Origin of the sequence: Streptomyces sp. NRRL S-37, from assembly GCF_000721605.1 — a bacterium.
Taxonomy (GTDB): domain Bacteria; phylum Actinomycetota; class Actinomycetes; order Streptomycetales; family Streptomycetaceae; genus Streptomyces.
Map to the genome: position 1 here is coordinate 64,866 of NZ_JOIZ01000012.1, position 21,867 is coordinate 86,732.

The window sequence follows — 21,867 nt, forward strand, 5'->3', positions numbered from 1 at the left end:
GCTTTTCGGGATGAGTGTGTCCCTGCCGGTGTCCGCCGCATGAGCGGCAGCGTGTACGTGGGCAACGCGGGCAAGGACGCGGCGCTGGACCGGGGCTGGCTCCTGGGGCACTTCAAGGACGCCGGAGACCCCCGCCACAGCGAGGCGGTGGAGATCAAGTGGGGCGTCCACCCGCGTGGCGACGAGCGGGCGCGGTGGGTGGAAGGTGAGGAGCGCACCGCTCTCCTGGTCCTCATCAGCGGCCGTTTCCGGGTCGAACTCCCCGGCCGTAGCGTCCTTCTGGAGAAGCAGGGCGACTACGTCGTGTGGGGACGGGGAGTCGACCACTCGTGGTGCGCGGAGGAGGAGTCGGTGGTACTGACCGTCCGGTGGCCGTCCGTACCCGGATATGCGGTGGCGGAGGACGCGGAGGACGGGGAGACCCGATGAGCCGGTACAGCGGTTGGACAGACGTCAAGAACCGGATCCGGGAGAGCCGGCCCGGGGTCCCCGACGCCGAGTGAGGAGCGGCGCCTGCGTCGAGGTCGCCCGCTGCGGCGCCGTCCACGTCCGCGACTCCAGGACCGCCCCCTCGGGCCCCGCACCCGGTATCGCCGCGCCCCGTATCGCCGCACCCGCCTGGGCGGCGTTCATTTCCGCAGGTCGGCCCGGAGCTTGATTCCCGGGACCCGAGCTCTTCCCCCGGGTTTTCCTGGTTTTCTATTTGGTTGAAATACCCAACCAACCAGGTCTGAACGTGAGTTGAGCCGGCGTACCTCGTGAGAGTGACGTTCCGTGATCGGCTTGCGTCGCTGCGTGAAAGCGTCCTGGGTTCGCGGCAAACGACCAGCGAATGAGTCGGCCCCGGCGGTGCACCAACACCGGTCCGAGGCCTGACCGACGCATCGAATCGAGACCCTTCGATGGTGGCTTACGTCAACCTTGGCCCCGCCCTCCCCTCCCCGTCCCACCCCATGGCCAATACGGGGTACGGAAAGCGCCCCGCAGGTGACGAAGACCCGCACGCCGACCCGGACTTCACACACCTGCTCCCGCGTGACGCCGAGATCGCCGTCTTCGTCGACCACCTCGAAGAGGGGCACGCGATGGGCCACAAGGCCATCGCCGCCGCGCAGCAGGTGAACAAGCCGTTCGGTGCCGTGATCGACCTCCCCGACCCCGTGAACATCACCCTCGACACCGAACCCCTCAAGGACCTCGCCGACTGAGTCCGTGTGTGACGCGGGTCGCTTTTCCGAGTGGTCTGCGGCGGGATGGGGCATGAGCCCCCTGCACGGGCGCCGGGGAGTCTCACCATGCGATATCGCGGAGGGGTTTTTCGGGCGCTCGATAGACTGAGCCGACCGCAGCGCACACCCATGTGGGCGGACTGTGGAAAACGACGGACTGAGCGAGGAGCGCACGTGGGCCTTGTCGTGCAGAAGTACGGAGGCTCCTCCGTAGCCGATGCCGAGGGCATCAAGCGCGTCGCCAAGAGGATCGTGGAAGCCAAGAAGAACGGCCACCAGGTGGTCGCCGTGGTTTCCGCGATGGGCGACACGACGGACGAGCTGATCGATCTCGCCGAGCAGGTTTCCCCGATCCCTGCCGGGCGCGAGCTCGACATGCTGCTGACCGCCGGAGAGCGGATCTCCATGGCCCTGCTGGCCATGGCGATCAAAAACCTGGGCCACAACGCCCAGAGCTTCACCGGCAGCCAGGCGGGTGTCATCACCGACTCGGTCCACAACAAAGCCCGCATCATCGATGTCACGCCGGGCCGGATCAAGGCCTCGGTGGACGAGGGCAACATCGCCATCGTCGCCGGTTTCCAGGGCGTCAGCCAGGACACCAAGGACATCACCACGCTCGGCCGCGGCGGCTCCGACACCACCGCCGTCGCCCTCGCCGCCGCGCTCGAAGCCGAGGTGTGCGAGATCTACACGGACGTCGACGGTGTGTTCACCGCCGACCCGCGCGTGGTGAAGAAGGCCCGGAAGATCGACTGGATCGCGTTCGAGGACATGCTCGAACTCGCGGCCTCCGGTTCCAAGGTGCTGCTCCACCGCTGCGTGGAGTACGCCCGCCGGTACGACATCCCGATCCACGTCCGCTCGTCCTTCAGCGGACTGCAGGGCACGTGGGTCAGCAGTGAGCCGATGAAGCAAGGGGACAAGCAGGTGGAGCAGGCTCTCATCTCCGGTGTCGCGCACGACACCTCCGAGGCCAAGGTCACGGTCGTCGGCGTGCCGGACAAGCCCGGCGAGGCCGCCTCGATCTTCCGCACGATCGCCGATGCCGAGATCAACATCGACATGGTCGTGCAGAACGTGTCCGCCGCGTCCACGGGCCTGACGGACATCTCCTTCACCCTGCCGAAGACCGAGGGCCGCAAGGCCATCGACGCGCTGGAGAAGAACAAGGGCACCATCGGCTTCGCCTCCCTGCGCTACGACGACCAGATCGGCAAGATCTCCCTGGTCGGCGCGGGGATGAAGACCAACCCGGGTGTCACCGCCGACTTCTTCACCGCGCTCAGCGACGCCGGTGTGAACATCGAACTCATCTCGACCTCCGAGATCCGCATCTCGGTCGTCACCCGCAAGGACGACGTGCCCGAGGCCGTCCGTGCCGTGCACTCCGCCTTCGGCCTGGACTCCGACAGCGACGAGGCCGTGGTCTACGGAGGCACCGGCCGCTGATGGCCAGGACCGAGGGACCCGGACGTTCCGGGCGGCCGACGCTCGCGGTCGTGGGAGCGACCGGGGCCGTCGGCACGGTCATGCTCCAGATCCTGTCCCAGCGGGCGGACGTCTGGGGTGAGATCAGGCTCATCGCCTCCCCGCGCTCGGCCGGTCGCAAGCTGGCCGTGCGCGGCGAAGAGGTCGAGGTCGTGGCGCTCACCGAGGAGGCCTTCGACGGGGTCGACGTCGCGATGTTCGACGTCCCCGACGAGGTCGCCGAGCGGTGGGCGCCCGTCGCCGCCGCGCGGGGCGCGGTGGTGGTCGACAACTCGGGCGCGTTCCGGATGGACCCGGACGTGCCGCTCGTCGTCCCCGAGGTCAACCCGCACGCCGTGCGGAGGCGTCCGCGCGGGATCGTCGCCAACCCGAACTGCACCACCCTGTCGATGATCGTCGCACTGGGCGCGCTGCACGCCGAGTTCGGGCTGCGCGAGCTGGTGGTCTCCTCGTACCAGGCGGTCAGCGGCGCCGGACACGCGGGCGTGCGCACCCTGCGCGAACAGCTCTCCCTGGTGGCCGGTACGGAGCTGGGGACCCACCCCGGTGACGTACGGCGGGCCGTGGGGGACAACACCGGGCCGTTCCCGGAGCCGGTCGCGCTGAACGTCGTACCGTGGGCCGGGTCCCTGCGCGAGGACGGCTGGTCCTCGGAGGAGATGAAGGTCCGGGACGAATCCCGCAAGATCCTCGGCCTGCCCTCCCTGCCCGTGGCGGTCACCTGCGTACGCGTCCCGGTGGTCACCACGCACTCCCTCACCGTGCACGCCCGCTTCGAGGGCGAGGTCACCGTCGACAAGGCACGCGAGATCCTCGCCACGGCGCCCGGAGTGGTCCTGTTCGACAACCCGGCCGCGGGGGAGTTCCCCACCCCCGCCGACGTCGTCGGCACCGATCCGACCTGGGTCGGGCGGGTACGGCGGGCCCTGGACGACCCCACCGCGCTGGAGCTCTTCGTCTGCGGGGACAACCTGCGCAAGGGAGCGGCGCTGAACACCGCTCAGATCGCCGAACTCGTAGCGGTTGAACGGTGAAAAGTTCTGGATCGCACAGGAATCATTTGTAGGATCTGTGTAAGTCTTGTGAGCCGGTTTCCCGGTCGGACCACCCTCTTGATCAGGCCGTTCCGGCGGCAGAGGATTGCACGAGGTCCGTACGAGTCTTGTACGAGGATTCACCTCCCCGTTCTCCGCAACCGCGCGGAGGGCGGGGAGCGTCTTTGCGGTCACCCCTACCGGGGGCGTGGGGGCGCTGCTCTCCGGACGTGGGGACGTCCGGAACCGGGCGTGGGGACGCCCGTTCACATGGGACACAGGGGAAGAGCGGGACGCATGAGGGCATGTGAGGTGCTGTCGGTGGTGCTGCCTGACGCGGGCGGGCGGCCGGCCACACCGGCCGCCGCAAAAGTGACGCCCGGCACGTACAACCCTTACGAGGGGAAGCGTGTCCAACTGGCGTGGCTGAGGTACTCGACTTCACAGCGCCGCGCGGCACGGCCCTGCGGCCGCCCCGCCAGGCTCGCCGACCCCGCATGCCCGGCGCGTCCGGCGGCGGCATGCCGGTGATCGCGCCCATGCCCGCAGCACGCCCCGCCCGCATACCAGGTCAGCGTGACGGCACCGACGACGTCGTGGCGGCCGGCACCACCGTCGACCATCTCACCGAGACCTACCGCGCGCACTACCGCTCGCTGCTGGGTCTCGCGGCACTCCTCCTCGACGACACCGCCTCCTGCGAGGACGTCGTGCAGGAGGCGTTCATCCGGGTCCACTCGGCCCGCAAACGCGTCCGGGACCCGGAGAAGACCCTGGCCTACCTGCGCCAGACGGTCGTCAACCTGTCCCGTTCCGCGCTGCGCCGCCGCATCCTCGGCCTCAAGCTGCTCTCCAAGCCCATGCCCGACATGGCGAGCGCGGAGGAGGGCGCCTACGACCAGCTGGAGCGCGACTCCCTGATCAAGGCGATGAAGGGCCTCCAGCGCCGCCAGCGCGAGGTGCTGGTGCTGCGCTACTTCGCGGACATGACGGAGGCGCAGGTCGCCGAGACCCTCGGCATCTCGCTGGGCTCGGTGAAGGCGTACGGCTCACGCGGTATCGCGGCGCTGCGGCTGGCCATGGAGGCGCCGGCATGAGCGAGGGCAAGGACGCGCGGCACGGGGAGCGCGGGCCGGAGGGCTCGCGTCCGTCCGAGGCCGCGCGGAAGTCCGAGGGCGTGCCCGCGCCCGAGGACGTACGGGAAACCGGCGACGGGAACGAGCCGGAGCACACGCACGCTGGGAACGGAACTGTGAACGACGGCCTGGACGAACAGGGCTCCGAGGGGCTCGACGCGGACGAGCTGGCACTGCGCGCCCTGCTGCACCGGGCGGTGCGGGAGGTGGAGCCGGGCGACGGCACCCTGGACTATCTGCGCCGGGCCGTCCCCGCCCGCCGGGCCCGCAAGCGCCAGGCCCTCGTCGGCATGGCCGCCGCCGCCCTCTTCCTCGGCACCGCCGTCCCCGCCCTCGTCCACGTCTCCGGCGTCACCGGCTCCGACGCCGACCCCTCCGCCGTCGGCCACGCCGCGCAGGCGCAGGGCGGCACCGGTCAGGGCAAGGACCCGGAAGGCGGGGAGAGCACCGCGGGCGGCGCCTCGGACCGGGTCGAGGGAACCGACAAGGGCGACAAGAAGGAACAGGACGAAGGCGGCACGAGCACCGGCTCCGGCACGGGGGCGACGGAGGGTACCGGCCCCTCGGCCGACGTCGCCGCCGGGGTGCCCGTCTGCACGGCCGCCCAGCTCGGCCCGGCGTCCGCGTCCAGCGCCGCCCCCGAGTCCACGGGCGCGGTCTACGGATCCTTCCGGGTCGTCAACGTCTCCACCGCGGCCTGTACCGTCCAGGGCGCCGGGAGCGTGACCCCGACCCCGCAGGGCGCGGCCGACGCCACCAAGGTGAGCTCGGCGCGGCACGTGGCGGGGGACGCGGCGGCCGGACTGCCCGACCCCTCCCTGGAGGTCACGGAACTGGTGCTCAAGCCGGGTGCGGCGTACGAGGTGAAGTTCGCCTGGGTGCCCTCCGAGACCTGCCCGGCTCCGGGCGACAGCACGGGCGGCGACACCGGCGGCACCGGCGGACCCTCGCCCGACCCGACGCCGACCGGCGCCCCGGCCACGACGACCGGCGCGTCCACGGGCACGGACAGCGGCACGGCCACCCAGCTGGTCGGGGAGGACGGCACGGGGGACGGCAGTGTGGCGGTGACGTACACGGCGTCCACGGGCTCGGGCTCGGCCACCACGACGGTGAGCAACGCGTGCGCGGGCACGGTGTACTTCACGGGGCTGCTGTCGGCGGTGTGACGGGGACGGTTTCCGGCCCCTTGGGCCCGGGCCCCCGGGGCCGTCGCCGGACTCGGCCGCCCCGGACTCAGACCGCCCCGGACTCCGACCGCGCCGGCTCCCGCTCCCCGTCCTCGTTCCCCTCGTCCTCGTCCGGGACCAGGCCCAGTTCCGCGTCGCGGGCGAACTCCAGCTCGCGGCGGAACAGACGGAACCACATGAAGATCACGAAGCCCACGAAGGCGAACCACTCGGCGGTGTAGCCGAGGTTCTGGAACGCCTTCAGGTCGAGGCCGGTGCCGTTCGGCGCGGTCGCCGGCACCGCCTTCATGCCGGAGTCGCCGCGGTTGAGCGTGAGCCAGGCGTCGTACACGTCGTACTCCACCAGGTTCACCAGTGACGCCGAGCTGATCGCCGCCGTCTGTCCCCCGGGCAGGCCGCCGCGGGCGCTGACGCCGTTGCTGCCCGGTGTCTCGGACGCCTGGAGCGCGCCGGTGACGGTGACCTCACCGGTGGGCGCCGCGGGCGCCTTCGCCGGGTCGGGGGTACCGGGCAGCCAGCCCCGGACGACGGGCAGCGCCCGGCCGGTGCCGGTGCGCAGCAGGGTCAGGACGTAGTAGCCGTCCTCGTCGTCCAGCGTGCGGTCGGGCACGAGCAGCTGGGTGTCGTACCGGCCGCTCACCGTGGCCTGCTTGCCGGAGGTGGCCTTGGTCACGGGCAGCAGGTCGTCCAGCGGCCTGGCCGCCTCCCGCTTGTCCGTGGCGATGCGCGCCTCGGCTTCGCGGTGGCTGTCCACCCTGTCCTCGAACCGGCCCAGCTGCCAGGACCCCATGAAGACGCAGAAGGGGATGGAGAGCAGCAGGAAGACGTTGATCCCCCACCAGCGGGGCGTCAGCAGAAACCGGTACACGCCTTCAACGGTACGGGTCCGCGGGTGGTTCCCGGCCCGCGGGGTCGCCGTGCGGCGGGCGGTCTCCACGAGAGGCCGGTGAAGGACCGGGGAGAAGTCGTCCACAGGCCGGGGACCTCGGCGGCGCGATGTCCTCCCGGACGGGCAGTATGGGGTCATGACTGAGAGCAACGGGTCCGACGCGCCGGACCGGGCGGACCACCAGACCGAGCGAGTGGAACAGGGCGCGGACATGCCCGACTGGGAGAAGCGCTTCCGGGCGCCCCGGGTGTCCCTGCCCGACTGGGCGGAGGACGCCCCCGACCGCTCCCTGTTCGTGTCGAACGCGACGGGGACGTACGAGCTGTACGCCTGGGACCGGGCGACGGGCGAGCAGCGGCAGGTGACGGACCGGCCCAACGGCACGACGGACGGCGTGCTCTCGCCGGACGGCGAGTGGATCTGGTGGTTCGACGACAAGGACGGCGACGAGTTCGGCGTGTGGCGCCGGCAGCGGTTCTCGGGCGGTGAGGACGAGCTCGCGGCACCGGGCCTCGACCCTTCGTACCCCGCCGGTCTCGCGCTGGGCCGGGACGGCCGTACGGCGGTCGTGGGCCGTTCCACGGACGAGGACGGTACGACGATCCACCTGGCCCGCACGGGCGAGGCGCCCGTGGAGATCTACCGGCACCGCGAGTCGGCGGGCGTCGGGGACCTCTCCCACGACGGTTCGCTGATCGCCGTGGAGCACACCGAGCACGGTGACGCGATGCACTCCGCGCTGCGGGTGCTGCGGCCCGACGGCACGACGGTCGCCGAGCTCGACGACACCGAGGGCGGCACGCGGGAACTGGGCCTGGAGGTGCTGGGCTTCGCGCCGGTGGCGGGCGACACCCGGCTGCTCATCGGTCACCAGCGGCGCGGACGCTGGGAGCCGCTGGTGTGGGACGTGGCGACGGGGGAGGAGACCGACCTCGCGCTGGAGCTGCCCGGTGACGTGAGCGCCGAGTGGTGCCCGGACGGCACGGGGCTGCTCGTCGTGCACGGCTTCGAAGCCCGTGGCGAGCTGTTCCGCTACGACCTGGCCGGGCGCCGGCTGGTGGAGATCCCCACCCCGCGCGGCACGGTCTCGGGTGCGACGGCCCGGCCCGACGGCAGCGTGGAGTACCTGTGGTCGTCGGCGGCCCAGCCGCCGGCGGTGCGGTCCACGGCGGGCGGAGTGGTCCTCGACCCGCCCGGGATGAAGTCGCCCGGGTCGGTCCCGGTGGAGGACGTGTGGGTGGAGGGGCCCGGCGGCCGCATCCACGCCCTCGTCCAGAAGCCGGCCGGCGCGAACGGCCCGCTCCCCACCGTCTTCGACATCCACGGCGGCCCCACCTGGCACGACAGCGACTCCTTCGCGGCCGGTCCGGCCGCCTGGGTCGACCACGGCTACGCGGTGGTCCGCGTCAACTACCGGGGCTCCACGGGCTACGGCCGCGCCTGGACCGACGCGCTGAAGCACCGGGTGGGCCTGATCGAGCTGGAGGACATCGCGGCGGTGCGGCAGTGGGCGGTCGCCTCCGGTCTCGCCGACCCGGCCCGGCTGATCCTCACCGGCGGCTCCTGGGGCGGCTACCTCACCCTGCTCGGCCTCGGTACGCAGCCGGAGGCGTGGGCGCTGGGCATCGCGGCGGTTCCGGTCGCCGACTACGTCACGGCGTACCACGACGAGATGGAAGCGCTGAAGGCGATGGACCGCACGCTGCTCGGCGGTACCCCGGAGGAGGTCCCCGACCGCTTCGAGGCGTCGTCGCCCCTCACCTACGTCGACCGGGTCAAGGCCCCGGTTTACATCTCGGCGGGCGTCAACGACCCCCGCTGTCCCATCCGGCAGATCGAGAACTACGTCGAACGCCTGGAGTCCCGCGACGCCGTCCACGAGGTCTACCGCTACGACGCGGGCCACGGCTCCCTGGTGGTCGACGAACGCATCAAGCAGGTCCGCCTGGAACTCGACTTCGCGTCGAAGCACCTCCCCGCATAGCCGCGGCCAGGCCGCCCGGTACCGCGGGCAGTTGCACGGCGGGGGGTGTTCGCGCAACCCGGCGCTTACGGGGTGCCTCCCCCAGAGGGGGTACCCCCAGCCCACCCGTGCCGCCCTGCGGCACGACTGCCCGCGGAAACGCCGCAGCTGCGGGCAGTCGTGCCTCCCCCAGTGCCTTAAGGGCCTGGGAGGTGCCCCCAGGGCGGCACGGGTGGGCGCAGCGGCACCTCGCGGACGCGGGTAAGTGGAACTCGCCCCGCCCAGCGGCAGCGTCGTGCACCTCGCGAACGGGGCAAGTGAAGCCCGCCCCCGCCCAAAGGCAAGCGGCAAGCGTCACCGCGTGCCTCGCGGCCGCGCCCGCCGCCCCAGCAGCTCCGCCAGCCCCCGCCGGGTGGCGGCCAGCACCACCCGGTCCTCCGCACGCAGCACATACGTATCGGGGAGGTCCCACACCAGCCCGGACCCCGGCATCCCCTCCCCGCCGGAGGCGGACCCCGCCGTGTCCAGCGCCAGCACCCGCCAGGCCCCCGCCCGGAACGCCTCCCCCACCGTCCGCCCCTCCAACTGCGCGTACCCGCCCACGACCACCGCCGCGAACAGCAGCACCCGCCGCTCCACCGGTATCGCGCCCAGGATCTGCCGCCCCATCATCGCCCCGGCGAAAGCCGGCGCCGCCAGATGCGACACGCTCCGGCTCCGCGTCAGCGCCGACGGATGCGCGGTCCGCAACGTCCGGTACACCGCCTTCGCGAAGTCGTCGTCGTACAGCCGCAGCACCGCCCGCAGATCGGGCCGCACGGACCGCGCGTACAGCACCGCCTCCAGATTCGTCGTGTCCGCACTGGTCAGTGCCAGCAACGCGTCCGCACGACGGATCTTCGCGGCCTCCAGCACCCCCTCCTGAGTGACGTCCCCCAGCACCACCGGGACCCGTAGCCGCCGCGCCACGGCCATCCCCCGTGCCTCCGGATCGGCCTCGACGCACACCACCGGGATGTGCAGCTCCCGCAGCCGCGTCAGCACCCTGGTCCCGATCTTGCCCAGCCCGAGCAGCACCACGTGCCCGCCCAGCCCGCGCGGCGGCTTCCGCAGCGCCGACGCCGTGCGGAACGTCCCCAGCGCCTCCAGCACCGCCGCCAGCAGCACCGGCAGCAGCAGCAACCCCACCAGCATGGAGAGCAGTTGCAGCACCTGCCGCCCGGTGGACTGGTGGTGCGCGGGCTCGTTGATCGCGAAGAGGTCGAGCAGGGTGACGTACGTGGCGTGCAGCGGATTGTCCTGGGTCACCACCGTCAGCGCGACGGCGAGCGCGACCACCGCCGCCACCAGCCCCGCCAGCGACCACCGCAGCCGCCGCGAGAACAGCGAGGCGAACGGCGGCCCGCCCCGCCCGGCGGACAACGGCGGTCCGGAGTAGGACAGTTGCTCCAGTACGACCGTTCCCCGTCCGGTCGCCGCCGCCACCGCCGCCGCGTCGGGCAGCAGCCGCGGGCCCTGTTCGCCGCTGTCCTCCGAACCCTCGTCCCCGGCGGGGTCGTTGCTGGTCGCGGAGAGCAGCGCGAGAGTGCACAGTCCGGGGTCGGCCACCTCGCCCGGCCCCGGGGGCCGGCGCTCCACCGCCCGCAGCAGCAGCCCTTCCGCGTCGACGACCTTGCTGGTGCCGACGAGCGCGGTGGCGACCAGCGCGGGCGCGGCCGTGTCGGCGTCGGACAGCACGGTCGTGGCGATGTCGGCCTCACCGGGACCACCGGGACCGCCACGTCCCGCCGTACCCCCGCCCCTGCCGTCGCCGCCACCACCGCCACCGCCCGCCAACTCGGCCGCCTGGTCCAGGAGTTCCTCGATGTGCCGGCCCAGGCGTCGGTTGTAGAGCCGCAGGACGAGCCGCAGCCGGGGGTTGAGCCGGCGGGCGGTCAGGGCAGCGCGGATGTTGGTCTCGTCGTCGTCGTACACCAGCGCCAGCGCGGCGGCGCGCTCCACCCCGGCCTCGGCGAGCACGGCCTCGGTCGGCTCGGCGGCCTCCACGACCCGTTCGCCGGGCGCCAGGGTGTCGTCGGACCCGCCGCCGCCCCGGTTGACGGCGGTCACGACCCGGTCGAGCAGGGCGGCGGAGGCCGCGCGGGCCCGTCCCGCCATCGGCGGCCGGCCGCCGCGCCCGGACGGCGGTACGACGAGGGTCACCTGCTCGCGGTACACCTCGCGCAGTTCGGCGGCGAGCCGGTGCGCCAGCCCGTCGTCGCCGCACACCACCATGTGCGCGGACGGGTCGCCGGGCAGGGCCGGGCTGGGAAGGAAGCTCACCACAGGGGAAGAGACTGCCTCATCGTGACGGGTGGTTCCAGGGTGCCGCTGAACGGCCCCGCCCCGCCCTCCGTACCAAGGGGAAGGGACCCGAGCGCGGCCCCGCTCTCCCGCACGCGCGTCCACCGGAGGTGCACCCGGCCCGTGGCCATCACGAAACCGCCCCCGCACGGCACCGCCGGACCTCACGGCGGCCGGGAGGAGAAGACGCACGGCGAGGAGGAGACGCACGACGAGGCGTCCCACCACCTCACCTCCCCCCTCCTCCTCACCCTCGTCCTCCTCACGGCCGTGATGTTCCAGGACCCCGTCCGCGGCGCCCTGGCCGCGCCGGTGACGCAGAGCTGGATGACGGTGTTCGTGGCGGTGGTCCTCCAGGCCCTGCCCTTCCTGGTGCTCGGCGTCCTGCTGTCGGCAGCGATCGCGGTGTTCGTCCCGCCGTCGTTCTTCGCCCGCGCCCTGCCCCGGCGCCCCGCGCTGGCCATACCCGTCGCGGGCGCGGCGGGGGCGGTGCTGCCGGGCTGCGAGTGCGCGTCCGTGCCGGTGGCGGGTGCGCTGGTGCGCAGGGGAGTGACGCCGGCGGCCGCCCTGGCGTTCCTGCTCTCCGCCCCCGCGATCAACCCGGTCGTGCTGACGGCGACGGCGGTCGCCTTCCCCGGCGAGCCCCGGATGGTGGTGGCCCGTTTCGTCGCGAGCCTGCTGGTGGCGTGCGCGATGGGCTGGCTGTGGCAGCGCCTCGGCCGCACCGACTGGCTGCGCCCGCCCTCCCGCTCGCCGTACGAGGGGCAGGGCAGGGGTGCGGCGTTCTGGGGTTCGGTACGGCACGACGTGACGCACGCGGGCGGCTATCTGGTGGTCGGCGCGATGGCGGCGGCCACGCTGAAGGCGGTGGTCCCGGCGGAGTGGCTGCGCGTGGCGGCCGGCAGCCCGGTGCTGTCGGTGCTGGCCCTGGCCGTCCTGGCGGTGCTGCTGTCGATCTGCTCGGAGGCGGACGCGTTCGTGGCGGCGTCGCTCACCCAGTTCTCGCTGACGGCCCGGCTGGCCTTCCTGGTCGTGGGACCGATGGTCGACCTGAAGCTCTTCGCGATGCAGGCGGGCACGTTCGGCCGGGCCTTCGCCCTGCGCTTCGCCCCCGCGACCTTCGCCCTGGCGGTGGCCGTCTCGGCCCTGACGGGAGCGGTGCTGCTTTGAAGCCCGTGAAACCGGACCTGAACCACCAGGCCCAGGCGGCCCTGCTGTTCCTCCTCGGCGCGACCGTGCTGCACGCCGGCCTGACCGATCTGCACCTGCGGTACGTCAAGGCGGGCCTGCGCCCGTTGCTGCTGCTGTCGGGCGCGGTGCTGATCGCGACGGCGGCGGCGACGGCCTGGTACGCACGGCGCCGCGGGCCGCACTCGGCGAAGCCGCACCGGGAACCCCGTGTCTCCTGGCTTCTCACCCTCCCCCTCTTCGCCCTGATCCTGGTCGCCCCGCCCGCCCTCGGCTCCTACAGCGCCACCCACACCGGTACGGCCCTGCGGGAACCCCTCGGCTATCCGGAGCTGCCCGAGCGGGGGCCGCTGCGTCTCGGAGTCGGGGAGTACGCGGCCCGCGCGGTCTACGACCACGGCCGTCACCTGCGCGGCCGCCCGATCTCCGTCACCGGTTTCGTGGCCCTGGACGGCGCCGGCGCCCCGTACCTGGTCCGCATGGGTCTCAACTGCTGTGCCGCCGACGCCCAGCCGGTCAAGATCGCCCTCACCGGAGAGATCCCCCCGGTCCTGCGGCCGGACACCTGGCTGGAGGTCACCGGCCGCTACACCCCGCGCCGTACGAAGGATCCCGTCAACGACGGCCCGGTCCCGTACTTCGAGGTCACCCGCGCGGAACCGGTCCCGGTCCCGCAGGACCCGTACGACGAGGCGTGGAGCGGCTAGGACGGCGGCCGGCCGGGATGGCGGCCGGTCAGGACTGGTACGGCTGCTGCTGCGACCGCTGTCCGTGGTCCTGCCCGCCCTGTCCGCCGCCGATCGCCTGCGCCTGGAGCTGCTCGGCCTGCTCCCTGGTCACCTTCTGCTCCGCGCCGCAGAAGGTGCACTGCGTCGTGTACTTCGTCGAGACGGGGAACAGCGGGACGAAGAACAAGGTGAACTTGGTGACCCGCTTCCTGAGCGTGTGCGCGGCGGGGTTCCCGCACTGCGCGCACACCAGCGTCAGTATCGCGAGCTGGTACAGGTACCCCTTGGTGCCAAAAATGATCATGTCGTGGTTCCTTCCCGGGCCTCGGTCCCCCGAACCACCACACCAGACGGTGACCGCGGCCGGCAACGGGACCGGCCGCCGCATCGCCGCACCCCGCACAAGCGCACCGGCCCCCGGCGAGGAGGGGAAGGGCGCGGACGCCTAGGGTGGACGCCGTACACCGGGGCGGTCCGTACGCGTCCGCCCCGGCCGGCACGAGAGGGGATGGTGGAGATCACCGGGCAGACCGACGCCGTCCACCGGACCCGCACCCCCCTGAGCAGGGCACGGGTGCTGTCCGCCGCCGTCGCCCTGGCCGACGAGGGCGGGGTCGACGCGCTCAGCATGCGGAAGCTGGCGCAGGTGCTCGACGTCGTGCCCATGGCGCTGTACAAGCACGTGGCCAACAAGAACGAGCTGCTGGACGGCATGATCGACGTCCTCGTCGGTGAGATCGACCCACCGGTCACGGACACCGACTGGAAGACCGCCGTCCGGCTGCGGGTGCTCTCCGCCCGCCGCATGCTGCTGCGTCACCCGTGGGCGTCCGGGGTCATCGAGGCGCGGCTGAAGGCGCGGGCCGCGCCGACCCCCGTGGTGATGGCGTACCTGGACTCGATGATCGGGATCTTCCGGGCCGGGGGCTTCCCGCTCGACCTGGTCCATCACGCGATGCACGTCATGGGCAGCCGGCTGCTGGGCTTCTCCCAGGAGCTGTTCGAGGACGGCGCCGGCCGTGAGCCGGACCCGGACGCGCTGCCGCCCGAGGAGATGGCCGCCCGCTACCCCCACCTCACCGAACTGGCCATGGCGGTTGCCCACGACGAGGAGTCCGTCGTCGGCCCGGGCTGCGACGACCAGTACGAGTTCGAGTTCGCCCTGGACCTGACGCTGGACGGTCTGGCCCGGCTGCTGCCCTGACATCCTTCCCGGCCCTTGCCAGGTGTACGGCGTACACCCATGATGATCGGTGTACGCCGTACACCTGTGAGGGGGAGATCCGGATGAAGGCGATCGTCCAGGACCGCTTCGGCCCGCCGGACGTCCTGAAAGTGTCGGACGTCGACCGCCCCGAGCCGGAGGCCGGACAGGTGCTGGTGCGGGTGCGCGCCGCCGCGCTCAATCCGTACGACTGGCACATGCTGCGCGGCGACCCGTACGTGGCCCGGCTGACCGGGGGCATGGGGCTGACCCGGCCGAAGTCACGGGTGGCCGGGATCGACGCGGCCGGACACGTCGAGGCGGTCGGTCCCGGCGTGCGGGGAGTGAGGACCGGCGACGAGGTGCTGGGCTTCTGCCCGGGCGCCTTCGCCGAGTACGCGTGCACCACCGAGGACCTCCTGGTCCCCAAACCCGCGGACCTGGCCTTCGAACAGGCCGCGGCCGTCCCGATGGGGGCGGTGACGGCCCTGCGCGGCATCCGGACCGTGGGGCGGGTGCGGGCGGGGCAGCGGGTGCTGGTCAACGGGGCCGGCGGCGGCGTGGGCACGTTCGCCGTGCAGATCGCCGCGTCCCTCGGCGCCGAGGTCACCGGCGTGTGCAGCACCCGCAACACCGGCCTGGTGCGCTCACTGGGCGCCGGGCACGTCATCGACTACACGCGCGAGGACTTCACCGACGGCCGCGCACGCTACGACGTCATCCTGGACAACGTGGGCAACCACCCGCTGAGCCGGCTGCGCCGGGCGCTCACCCCGACGGGAACCCTGGTGGGCAACGGAGGCGGCTCGCCCGGCCAGGTGTTCGGCGCGATGGGGGCCATGCTGAAACTCCTCGCGGTCGGCACGGTCGTCCGGCAGCGGCTCCGGGTGATCCTCCCGGCGGCCCCGGCCGGCCCGGTCCGCGAGGACCTGCTCGCCGTCACCGCGCTCATCGGGTCCGGCCGCCTCACGCCGGTGGTCGACCGGACGTACCCGCTGGCCGAAGCGGCCGAGGGGATGCGCCATGTGGAAGGGGGACACGCCCGCGGCAAGGTCGTGCTCACCGTGGAGCGGTGAGCCGTTCCGGGCCCGGCGCGTTCCGTCAGCCGCCCTGCGCGCCCCCCGGACAGGCCTCCACCGCCACGACCGCCGTCGCATCGACGAGGGACACCTTCACCTCGCCGGTGTCCGTCTTCAGCAGCACCGTGCCGTGCTCGGTGTGCCGGGGCTCGCCGCACTCCGTACCCGACGGGGTCCTCACCAGCAGCCGCGGCGCGTCCTTCCCCGGCCCGTACCAGGTGAAGGCGACGCCCGCCACCAGCAGCGCGCCGCACGCCATGGTGAGGACCACGCCCCGGCGCATCGCCCGCAGGGCGCGGCCGGCCTCCACATGGTCCCCGGTGCACCGCGCCGCCGGACCGGCGTCCGGCTCCGGGACCAGCGGGGTCGCCACCGGTGTGCCGTGTGCGGCGCGCAGCAGGTGCAGCGCGCCCACGGCGCCGCACACCAGGGACAGCAGGAGCATGCCGCCCACCAGCGCGTCGTAGGGGGAGGCGAGCTTGGTGACATCGGTACGGCCCTTGACCAGGCCGAAGCCGAGCAGGCCGACGAACAGCCCGGCCAGGCCGTTGCGCCAGGCCAGGGCGGCCTCCCGGACCTTCGGCAGCTCTTCGGCCAGCGCCCGCCGCATCCGGTGGGCCGCCGCGCGGTCCGCGGCGATGGCGGGACGGCCGGGAGTGAGCCGCGGGCCGGTCGTCACAGGTGCTCCAGCCGCACATTCCAGTAGGCCCCGCAGCCCTCCTCGCCGGCCGGACGTCCCTCGTGCTCGACGGCGCAGGTGCACATCACCGGGATCTCCCGCACCCGCGGACCCCGCCGGGGGCCGCGGAACGCCCGGGGCCGGTACGTGAAGGTGAAGGAGCAGCCGCAGCGGGGGCAACTCCCGCTGAGTACCGTCGTGTCGTCGTCCACGGACAGCGCCCGCGCCTCCCGCGTGAAGTCGCGCGCGTAGCCGTCGGCGGTCGTCTCCCGGTACGGCACGGGGGGTCCGGCCGTCGAGTGGTCGGTGTCGGTACTGGTCGGGACGCTCTCCCCCGGCATGCCGGCCTCCTTGTGCGGGTGTGCGTGAACGGGCCCAGCATGCCCCGTTCGTCCCTGTCCGGACACGCGGTCGCGGATGTCGCGCGGCCTGCACCCGGAACACGACCGGACGTGACCCACCTCTACCTCAAAAAGTTTGCGTCCGGGCGGAGTTCGGGCGGAATCCGGTTGTGCGGGTGGCGGTGTCGCCGGTCCGCCACCGCCGGGGACGGGCAGTGGGCATGATGGCACCGGGAGGAACGGAACATGAGCGACGCCGCCACCGAACCGCTGCACGTCCGGGCCGAAGCGGTCCTGTCCCGCACCGAGGACTGCCGGGTGCCCGAGCGGCCCGAGGAGTACGAGGGCCTTCGCGGAGCCGCGCTCGACGAGGAGATCGAGGCGGCCGGCGCCCTCCTGGCCGAGGGAGCGGCACCGGACGCGACGGACGAGGATCCCGCCGTCCCCGTGGCCGTGGCCCGGCTGGAGGCCCGGCTGGGCTCACTGCTCGCCGTCAGGTCCGTACTCGGCGGGGCCGAGGAGGACCGCGTCAGGGCGCAGGACCTGCTGGCGGAGGCCCGGCGGAACGACCTGCTGACGGAGCGGGAACGGGTGAGGGCGCGCAAGGATCTGATCCTGCTGCTCGTCCGCCGGCTGAGCAAGGTGGCGGCGATGCACTCCGGCCCCCTGGACGAGGCGTCCTTCACCGACATGATGTGGGTGGGCAGGCCCGGGAGCCAAGGCGGCCCCGGGTATGCCGAGGACATCCAGCTGCTCTACCGGCTGGCGTCCGAGTCCGGCCTCGCCGGGAGGTTTCCGGCCTCCGTACGGGCACTCATGGACACCCTCTCCCGGCTCACGACGCTCCGGATGGACGACCGGCAGGCGGTGTCCGAGTTCGCGAAGGAGCTGCGGACGAGCTCCGTCCATCTCCCCCCGCTGCTCCGCCATGTCATGGAGACCGCCGCGTCGTTGCTGCGCCCCGGCACGGCCTCCCGCTCCCTCGACCGGCCGGCGGACCGGTCCGGCCCGCAGGAGGAACAGGAGGAGGACGACGCCTTCGTACCGGAATTCCTGGCCCTGCTGGAGGCGACGTCGCCCCAGGCCGTGCGGGGCGAGGAGGTCTCCGAACTCGTCCGCCGGCTGACCCGGCCCGGTTCCCCGCTGTCGTCCCGCATGATCGCCGTGATGCTGCGGATCTCGCTCGGTATGCGCACCGCGGACCGCGGACACCTGCACAGCGCGCTGGAACAGCTCCAGGAGGCCGCCCGGGCCGGCGAGTTCGCCACCGAGGAGCAGGCCGAGTGGCTCCATGTCACGATGTCGATGCTGCTGGTGCTCGCGGGTGAGACGGGCGGCAGCCTGCTGGACACGGAGGCGGCGCAGGAACTGCTGGCGAGCCTTCCCCCGCTGCCGGCCGGCGGGACCGGCAGCGGGATGCGCGCGCTCGCCGACTGCATGCGGGTCCAGCTGCGTCTCACGGAACTGCGGGAGACACGCGACCTCGCCGCCACGGACCTGCTCATCGACGAACTCCACGACCTCGACACCACGGCACTGACCGCCGAGGGCCTGCTGGGGGTCCTGGAATACACGCTGGGCTACGCCTATCTGTCCCGCGCCCAGATGTCCCGCTCCCGCGCGGACATGCACCAGGCGGCCATCCACATGGAGAACGCCCAGGAGAGCTTCGGCGGGAGCGCTCACCTGCAGACGCTGACCGATCTGGGCGCGGCTCCCCTGTACTCCCTGTCCGCCCTGCTCGGGTCGGGCCCGGACCACATCAGGGAAGGCCTCCGGCGTACCCGTACGGCGCTGGGGAAACCGGGCCTCACCTTCGACTCCGAGGTCAAGACCCGCCTCTCCCTGGCCATCGGGCTGGACACCCTCTACCTGCGCACCGGTGAACCGGACGCCCTGGACGAATGCGTCGCCGAACTGGAGGCGGCCTGCCGGCTCCTGCCGCCCGAGGGCGCCCCGGACGCGCAGAGCGCGTACTGGCAGCTCGCCTCCGCGCTGGCCGGCCGGGCGACCGCCCGGGCCGGCACGCCGCAGGCCGCGGAGGATCTCCGGGCCGCCGTGTCCGCCGCCCGCCGGTCGTTGCGGGCCGCCGCGGACGAGGTCCTGCTCCAGCTCGGCGTACGCCACGGCCTGCGTGCCGCCCGGCGAGGCGCGGACCACGGCTGCACCGCGGCCTCCTGGGCTCTGGCCGCCGGACGGGTGGACGAGGCGGTCGACTGCCTGGAGGCGGGGCGCTCCCTGGTTCTCGCGGCGGCGGCCGAGTCCAGAAGCGTCGCCGACCGGCTCGAAGCCCTGGGCGCCGCGGAACTCGCGGTCCGCTGGCGCGAGGCGGCTGTGCCGGCGGCGCCCGGTGCGGGGGACGGGGCGTCGGAGGGGGCGCCTGGCACGGGGGACGCGAAGCCTGACGGGACGCCAGGCGTGGGGGGCGGGGCGTCCGGTGCGGATGGGGTGGTGTTCGACGGGACGCCTGGTGCGGGGGATGTGGCGTCGGACGGGGCGGGAGGTGCGGAGGACGCGGTGTCCGACGGGGTGCCCGGCGCGGGGGACGCGGCCGGAGTCGTGGGGCGGGCCGTGTTCGCGGCGGCCGGGGGCGGTCCCGCGCTTCCCGGTGATGTGCGGCGGCAGGCGCTCGACCTGCTGCGTTCGGAGCGGCGGGAGACCGAGGACATGACGCCCGCCGACCGGGTCGCCGCGCTGCGGGACGGGCTGGTCCGGGCGGACGTGGACGCCCTCGTCCATCTGCTGCCCGGCGGCGGCACGGACGACGGCGCGGTCCTCCTGATCACACCCGAGGGCCCCGCCCGCTCCGTGCCGCTGCCCGCGCTCTCCGCCGAGGGGCGCGCGCCGCTGACCGCCTTTCTGGACGCGGACGCGGAACGCAAACGGGTGGACGCCGACGCCGGTGCCTCCCCGCAGGAGGTCCGGCGGGCCGGGGCACGGTGGCGGGAGGCGCTCGACGAGGTGTGCGTATGGGCGGGGGAGGTGCTGACGCCCGTACTGGACACGCTGGATGTGTGGCCGCGGGCCCTCGCCGAGGCGGGGCTGGCCGCCGCTTGGGCGGGCGGTGGTCCGGCCGCGCGGGCGGTGCGGCTGGTCCTGGTGCCGTGCGGCACCCTCGGTGTGGTGCCCTGGCCCGCGGCGGTGCTGCGTCCCCCGGCGGAGCCCGGCGGACCCGGGCAGGTGCGGGCCTTCGAGGTGTCGGTGATCTCGCACGCCGCCTCGGGGCAGGAGTTCCTGCGGGCGTCGGCCCGGACCCGGATGTCCCCCGGCAAACGCCCCGCGCTGGCCTTCCACGGGGACGACCGGCTGGCCTGGGCGGAGGAGGAGATCGAGCTCCTGCACGAGGTCTACTACCCGCACGCCGAGGTGTACCGGGACCCGGACGCGCCCGCCACCCCGCAGACCGTGCTGTCCCTGCTCGGGGGACGCGCCGAGTCCGCCGCCTCCCTGGTCCACCTCTCCTGCCACGGCATCGCGGGTCCCGATCCCACGACCTCCGCCCTCCGGCTGGCGCCCTCCCGGCCGGGCGGCCCGGCTCCGGACCGCGACGCCTACGAGCCGCTCACCCTCGCCACCCTGCTGGAGACCCCGCACGACGGTGAGGCCTACCGGTCGCGGGGGCCGCTGGTGGTGTGCGGCGCCTGCGAGACGGACCTCACCACCCGCGACCACGACGAGGCACTGACCGTGACGTCCGTGCTGGTGCACCGGCTCGCGGCCGACGCCGTCGGAACGCGCTGGGGCGTGGACGACGACGAGTCCGAGATCCTGATGCTGGTCCTGCACGACCGGCTCGCCGCCGGAGCGGCACCGCCGGACGCGCTGCGGGCGGCCCAGCGCTGGATGCTCACCGACCCCGGTGAACGGCCGCCGGTACGGGCGCTGGAACGGGTCCGGACCCGCCGCTGGAACAGGGACTTCCGCGACGCCGACGTCTGGGCGGCGTTCGTCCATCACGGCAACCCCTCGGGAGGTACCCCGCAGTGACCCCGGAAGACCTGCTGGCGCTCCTGGTGACGCACCAGGAGTCGCTGGCCGCCGATCTCGACGAGGAGGACCGGGCGGAGGTGGCCGCCGCGCTGCGCGAGACGCGCGAGGCGGTGACGGCCGGCCGGTCCGCTTCCCCGGCCCTGCGGCGGCTGCGCCGGGCGCTCTCCGCGCTGCCCCCGAAGCACCCGGTGTCCGCCGCGCTGGGGAGCCGCCGGTACGCGGCCGACGGCACGGGCGGCCGGGCGCTGCCGTCCGCCGACGCGATCGGCGCGGTGCTGAACCTGCTGGAGGCGCGGGACGCGACGGCCGCTCCGGACTCCGGTCCGCGGACGGGCGTCGAACCGGCCCCGGAACCGGCGGAGTTGCTGGCGGCGGCCCGGGAACGGCTGCTCGCCGCCCCCGCGCTGACCGAACGGGAGCACGCCGAACTCCTCTCCTCGCCCGAGGACCGGCCGGAACTGATCCGGCTCGTGGACCCCCGGCCCGGAGGCTCCGGGGCGCGCTGCCCGCGCTTCCAGTTCCGGCCCGGCACACTGCAGCCGCTGCCCGTCGTCCTGCGCATCAACGGCCTGCTCCGCGCCGACCTGGACCCGTGGGGCGCGGCCGACTGGTGGCTGGGCGGGAACGGCTGGCTGCACGGCGTTCCCGCGGACCTCCTGGGCACGCTGCCCGACGAGGAACTGGAAGGGGCCGCGCTCGAACTGGTGGAGGCGGACTGATGGCGCTGCAGGCCCCGCCCGAGGGCGTCGCCATGGACCCCGTACTCACCGTGCTCCCGGCCGGCAGCCTCATCTGGCGCTGCCACAGCGGGCGTTACGGCGCGGCGGAGTTCAACCCCCGCCCGGCGCACGAGTTCTTCAAGGGGAACCGCTTCGACGCCACCGAGCGCGACCCCTACCCCTATTTGTACGCCGCGCTGGATCCGGTGGCCGCGCTGGCCGAGGTCTTCCTGCGGTCCGTGGAGTTCGACAGCGCTTCAGGGGTCCGGCTGATCCCCTGGGCGCAGGCCTCCCGGTACCGGCTCTCCGCGCTGCGCACCACCGAGGACATCACGCTCGTCGACCTGACCACGGCCGAGGGACTGGCGTCGGTGTGGCAGGACGAGTGGCTGGTCGACTGCGAGGAACGCGAGTACGACAAGACGCGGTACTGGGTGCAGGTGGTGCGGCAGCACTGCGCCGCCGCACAGGGGCTGCGGTGGACGTCCAAGAGGTGCCGGCCCCGTGCCGCCGTGCAGTTCTTCGGGGACCGGGGAGTGCCGTGTGCGGCGGACCGGGCGCCGGAGGAGAGCTGGCGGCTGGACTCCCCGGAAGGAGTGGAGCGGGTCAACCGGCTGTTGAGCCCCTTGCGTTCGGTGATCTCCGCTCCGCCGAGCTGACCCGC

Annotated in this window: 19 protein-coding genes; 14 read left to right on the plus strand and 5 right to left on the minus strand. The window is 73.4% G+C overall.

Features of this window, described 5'->3' with window-relative positions; translation table 11 throughout:
* Positions 1–39: 39 nt before the first annotated feature.
* From IH50_RS0118630 to IH50_RS0118655, 6 genes are all read left to right on the plus strand, one after another.
* A complete protein-coding gene (locus tag IH50_RS0118630; protein WP_030863102.1) occupies positions 40–429 on the plus strand; it encodes a hypothetical protein in 390 nt (129 codons plus the stop codon).
* A 476-nt stretch (positions 430–905) separates the two neighbouring features.
* Entirely contained in the window at positions 906–1,208 is a 303-nt protein-coding gene (locus IH50_RS42055; protein WP_199822106.1) for a hypothetical protein, read from the plus strand.
* Positions 1,209–1,403: 195 nt separating this feature from the next.
* Positions 1,404–2,681 carry an aspartate kinase gene (locus IH50_RS0118640; protein ID WP_030863107.1) on the plus strand — a complete coding sequence of 426 codons (1,278 nt, stop codon included), beginning with the start codon at positions 1,404–1,406 and terminating at the stop codon, positions 2,679–2,681.
* Positions 2,681–3,754, plus strand: a complete 1,074-nt coding sequence (locus IH50_RS0118645; RefSeq protein WP_030863110.1) for an aspartate-semialdehyde dehydrogenase — start codon at positions 2,681–2,683, stop codon at positions 3,752–3,754. Before IH50_RS0118640 ends, IH50_RS0118645 begins: the two co-directional genes overlap by 1 nt.
* A 521-nt stretch (positions 3,755–4,275) precedes the next feature.
* The gene (locus IH50_RS0118650; protein WP_030863114.1) at positions 4,276–4,851 is read left to right on the plus strand and encodes a SigE family RNA polymerase sigma factor; all 576 of its coding nucleotides are present in this window, start codon (positions 4,276–4,278) and stop codon (positions 4,849–4,851) included.
* Positions 4,848–6,059 carry a hypothetical protein gene (locus IH50_RS0118655; RefSeq protein ID WP_030863119.1) on the plus strand — a complete coding sequence of 404 codons (1,212 nt, stop codon included), beginning with the start codon at positions 4,848–4,850 and terminating at the stop codon, positions 6,057–6,059. Before IH50_RS0118650 ends, IH50_RS0118655 begins: the two co-directional genes overlap by 4 nt.
* Positions 6,060–6,126: 67 nt before the next feature.
* Here IH50_RS0118655 and IH50_RS0118660 read toward each other — a convergent pair whose 3' ends face one another.
* Positions 6,127–6,948 carry an SURF1 family protein gene (locus IH50_RS0118660; protein WP_030863122.1) on the minus strand — a complete coding sequence of 274 codons (822 nt, stop codon included), beginning with the start codon at positions 6,946–6,948 and terminating at the stop codon, positions 6,127–6,129.
* A 157-nt stretch (positions 6,949–7,105) separates the two neighbouring features.
* Here IH50_RS0118660 and IH50_RS0118665 point away from each other — a divergent pair, with 157 nt between their 5' ends.
* Positions 7,106–8,953, plus strand: coding sequence for a prolyl oligopeptidase family serine peptidase (locus IH50_RS0118665; protein ID WP_030863125.1), 1,848 nt, complete (start codon positions 7,106–7,108; stop codon positions 8,951–8,953).
* A 333-nt stretch (positions 8,954–9,286) separates the two neighbouring features.
* Here the strand turns inward: IH50_RS0118665 and IH50_RS0118670 are convergent, their stop codons facing one another.
* Positions 9,287–11,206: an NAD-binding protein gene (locus IH50_RS0118670; RefSeq protein ID WP_030863127.1), complete on the minus strand. Its 1,920-nt coding sequence runs from the start codon at positions 11,204–11,206 to the stop codon at positions 9,287–9,289.
* A 192-nt stretch (positions 11,207–11,398) separates the two neighbouring features.
* On the opposite strand from IH50_RS0118670, the gene IH50_RS0118680 reads away from it, so the two are divergent.
* Positions 11,399–12,445 carry a permease gene (locus tag IH50_RS0118680; protein WP_078914016.1) on the plus strand — a complete coding sequence of 349 codons (1,047 nt, stop codon included), beginning with the start codon at positions 11,399–11,401 and terminating at the stop codon, positions 12,443–12,445.
* Between the two features lie 17 nt (positions 12,446–12,462).
* A complete protein-coding gene (locus IH50_RS0118685; RefSeq protein WP_030863132.1) occupies positions 12,463–13,170 on the plus strand; it encodes a TIGR03943 family putative permease subunit in 708 nt (235 codons plus the stop codon).
* 28 nt (positions 13,171–13,198) lie between these two features.
* Here the strand turns inward: IH50_RS0118685 and IH50_RS0118690 are convergent, their stop codons facing one another.
* Complete coding sequence (locus tag IH50_RS0118690; protein WP_030863135.1) at positions 13,199–13,495, minus strand: zinc-ribbon domain-containing protein; 297 nt, start codon at positions 13,493–13,495, stop codon at positions 13,199–13,201.
* A 204-nt stretch (positions 13,496–13,699) separates the two neighbouring features.
* Between IH50_RS0118690 and IH50_RS0118695 the strand changes: the two genes are divergently transcribed.
* A complete protein-coding gene (locus IH50_RS0118695) occupies positions 13,700–14,395 on the plus strand; it encodes a TetR/AcrR family transcriptional regulator (protein WP_030863139.1) in 696 nt (231 codons plus the stop codon).
* An 83-nt stretch (positions 14,396–14,478) separates the two neighbouring features.
* Positions 14,479–15,471 carry an NAD(P)-dependent alcohol dehydrogenase gene (locus IH50_RS0118700; RefSeq protein ID WP_030863143.1) on the plus strand — a complete coding sequence of 331 codons (993 nt, stop codon included), beginning with the start codon at positions 14,479–14,481 and terminating at the stop codon, positions 15,469–15,471.
* Between the two features lie 25 nt (positions 15,472–15,496).
* On the opposite strand, the gene IH50_RS0118705 is transcribed toward IH50_RS0118700, so the two are convergent.
* Both IH50_RS0118705 and IH50_RS0118710 read right to left on the minus strand, forming a co-directional pair.
* Positions 15,497–16,153: a hypothetical protein gene (locus IH50_RS0118705; RefSeq protein WP_030863146.1), complete on the minus strand. Its 657-nt coding sequence runs from the start codon at positions 16,151–16,153 to the stop codon at positions 15,497–15,499.
* Entirely contained in the window at positions 16,150–16,494 is a 345-nt protein-coding gene (locus tag IH50_RS0118710; protein ID WP_051767365.1) for a hypothetical protein, read from the minus strand. Before IH50_RS0118710 ends, IH50_RS0118705 begins: the two co-directional genes overlap by 4 nt.
* A 246-nt stretch (positions 16,495–16,740) precedes the next feature.
* Between IH50_RS0118710 and IH50_RS0118715 the strand changes: the two genes are divergently transcribed.
* From IH50_RS0118715 to IH50_RS0118725, 3 genes are read left to right on the plus strand one after another with little or no spacing between them, the layout of a single operon-like run.
* Positions 16,741–20,481, plus strand: a complete 3,741-nt coding sequence (locus IH50_RS0118715) for a CHAT domain-containing protein (protein ID WP_030863151.1) — start codon at positions 16,741–16,743, stop codon at positions 20,479–20,481.
* Complete coding sequence (locus tag IH50_RS0118720) at positions 20,478–21,203, plus strand: hypothetical protein (protein WP_030863152.1); 726 nt, start codon at positions 20,478–20,480, stop codon at positions 21,201–21,203. The genes IH50_RS0118715 and IH50_RS0118720 overlap by 4 nt, the downstream gene beginning before the upstream one ends.
* Entirely contained in the window at positions 21,203–21,862 is a 660-nt protein-coding gene (locus tag IH50_RS0118725) for an RES family NAD+ phosphorylase (RefSeq protein ID WP_030863154.1), read from the plus strand. The genes IH50_RS0118720 and IH50_RS0118725 overlap by 1 nt, the downstream gene beginning before the upstream one ends.
* Positions 21,863–21,867 lie beyond the last annotated feature (5 nt).

Bases quoted from the DNA above. Each gene is read 5' to 3' on its own strand.
- IH50_RS0118630 (WP_030863102.1), top strand. From the start codon at position 40: ATGAGCGGCAGCGTGTACGTGGGCAACGCGGGCAAGGACGCGGCGCTG.
- IH50_RS0118645 (WP_030863110.1), top strand. From the start codon at position 2,681: ATGGCCAGGACCGAGGGACCCGGACGTTCCGGGCGGCCGACGCTCGCG.
- IH50_RS0118650 (WP_030863114.1), top strand. From the start codon at position 4,276: ATGCCGGTGATCGCGCCCATGCCCGCAGCACGCCCCGCCCGCATACCA.
- IH50_RS0118655 (WP_030863119.1), top strand. From the start codon at position 4,848: ATGAGCGAGGGCAAGGACGCGCGGCACGGGGAGCGCGGGCCGGAGGGC.
- IH50_RS0118665 (WP_030863125.1), top strand. From the start codon at position 7,106: ATGACTGAGAGCAACGGGTCCGACGCGCCGGACCGGGCGGACCACCAG.
- IH50_RS0118670 (WP_030863127.1), bottom strand. From the start codon at position 11,206: ATGGTGGTGTGCGGCGACGACGGGCTGGCGCACCGGCTCGCCGCCGAA.
- IH50_RS0118690 (WP_030863135.1), bottom strand. From the start codon at position 13,495: ATGATCATTTTTGGCACCAAGGGGTACCTGTACCAGCTCGCGATACTG.
- IH50_RS0118695 (WP_030863139.1), top strand. From the start codon at position 13,700: ATGGTGGAGATCACCGGGCAGACCGACGCCGTCCACCGGACCCGCACC.
- IH50_RS0118700 (WP_030863143.1), top strand. From the start codon at position 14,479: ATGAAGGCGATCGTCCAGGACCGCTTCGGCCCGCCGGACGTCCTGAAA.
- IH50_RS0118710 (WP_051767365.1), bottom strand. From the start codon at position 16,494: ATGCCGGGGGAGAGCGTCCCGACCAGTACCGACACCGACCACTCGACG.
- IH50_RS0118715 (WP_030863151.1), top strand. From the start codon at position 16,741: ATGAGCGACGCCGCCACCGAACCGCTGCACGTCCGGGCCGAAGCGGTC.
- IH50_RS0118725 (WP_030863154.1), top strand. From the start codon at position 21,203: ATGGCGCTGCAGGCCCCGCCCGAGGGCGTCGCCATGGACCCCGTACTC.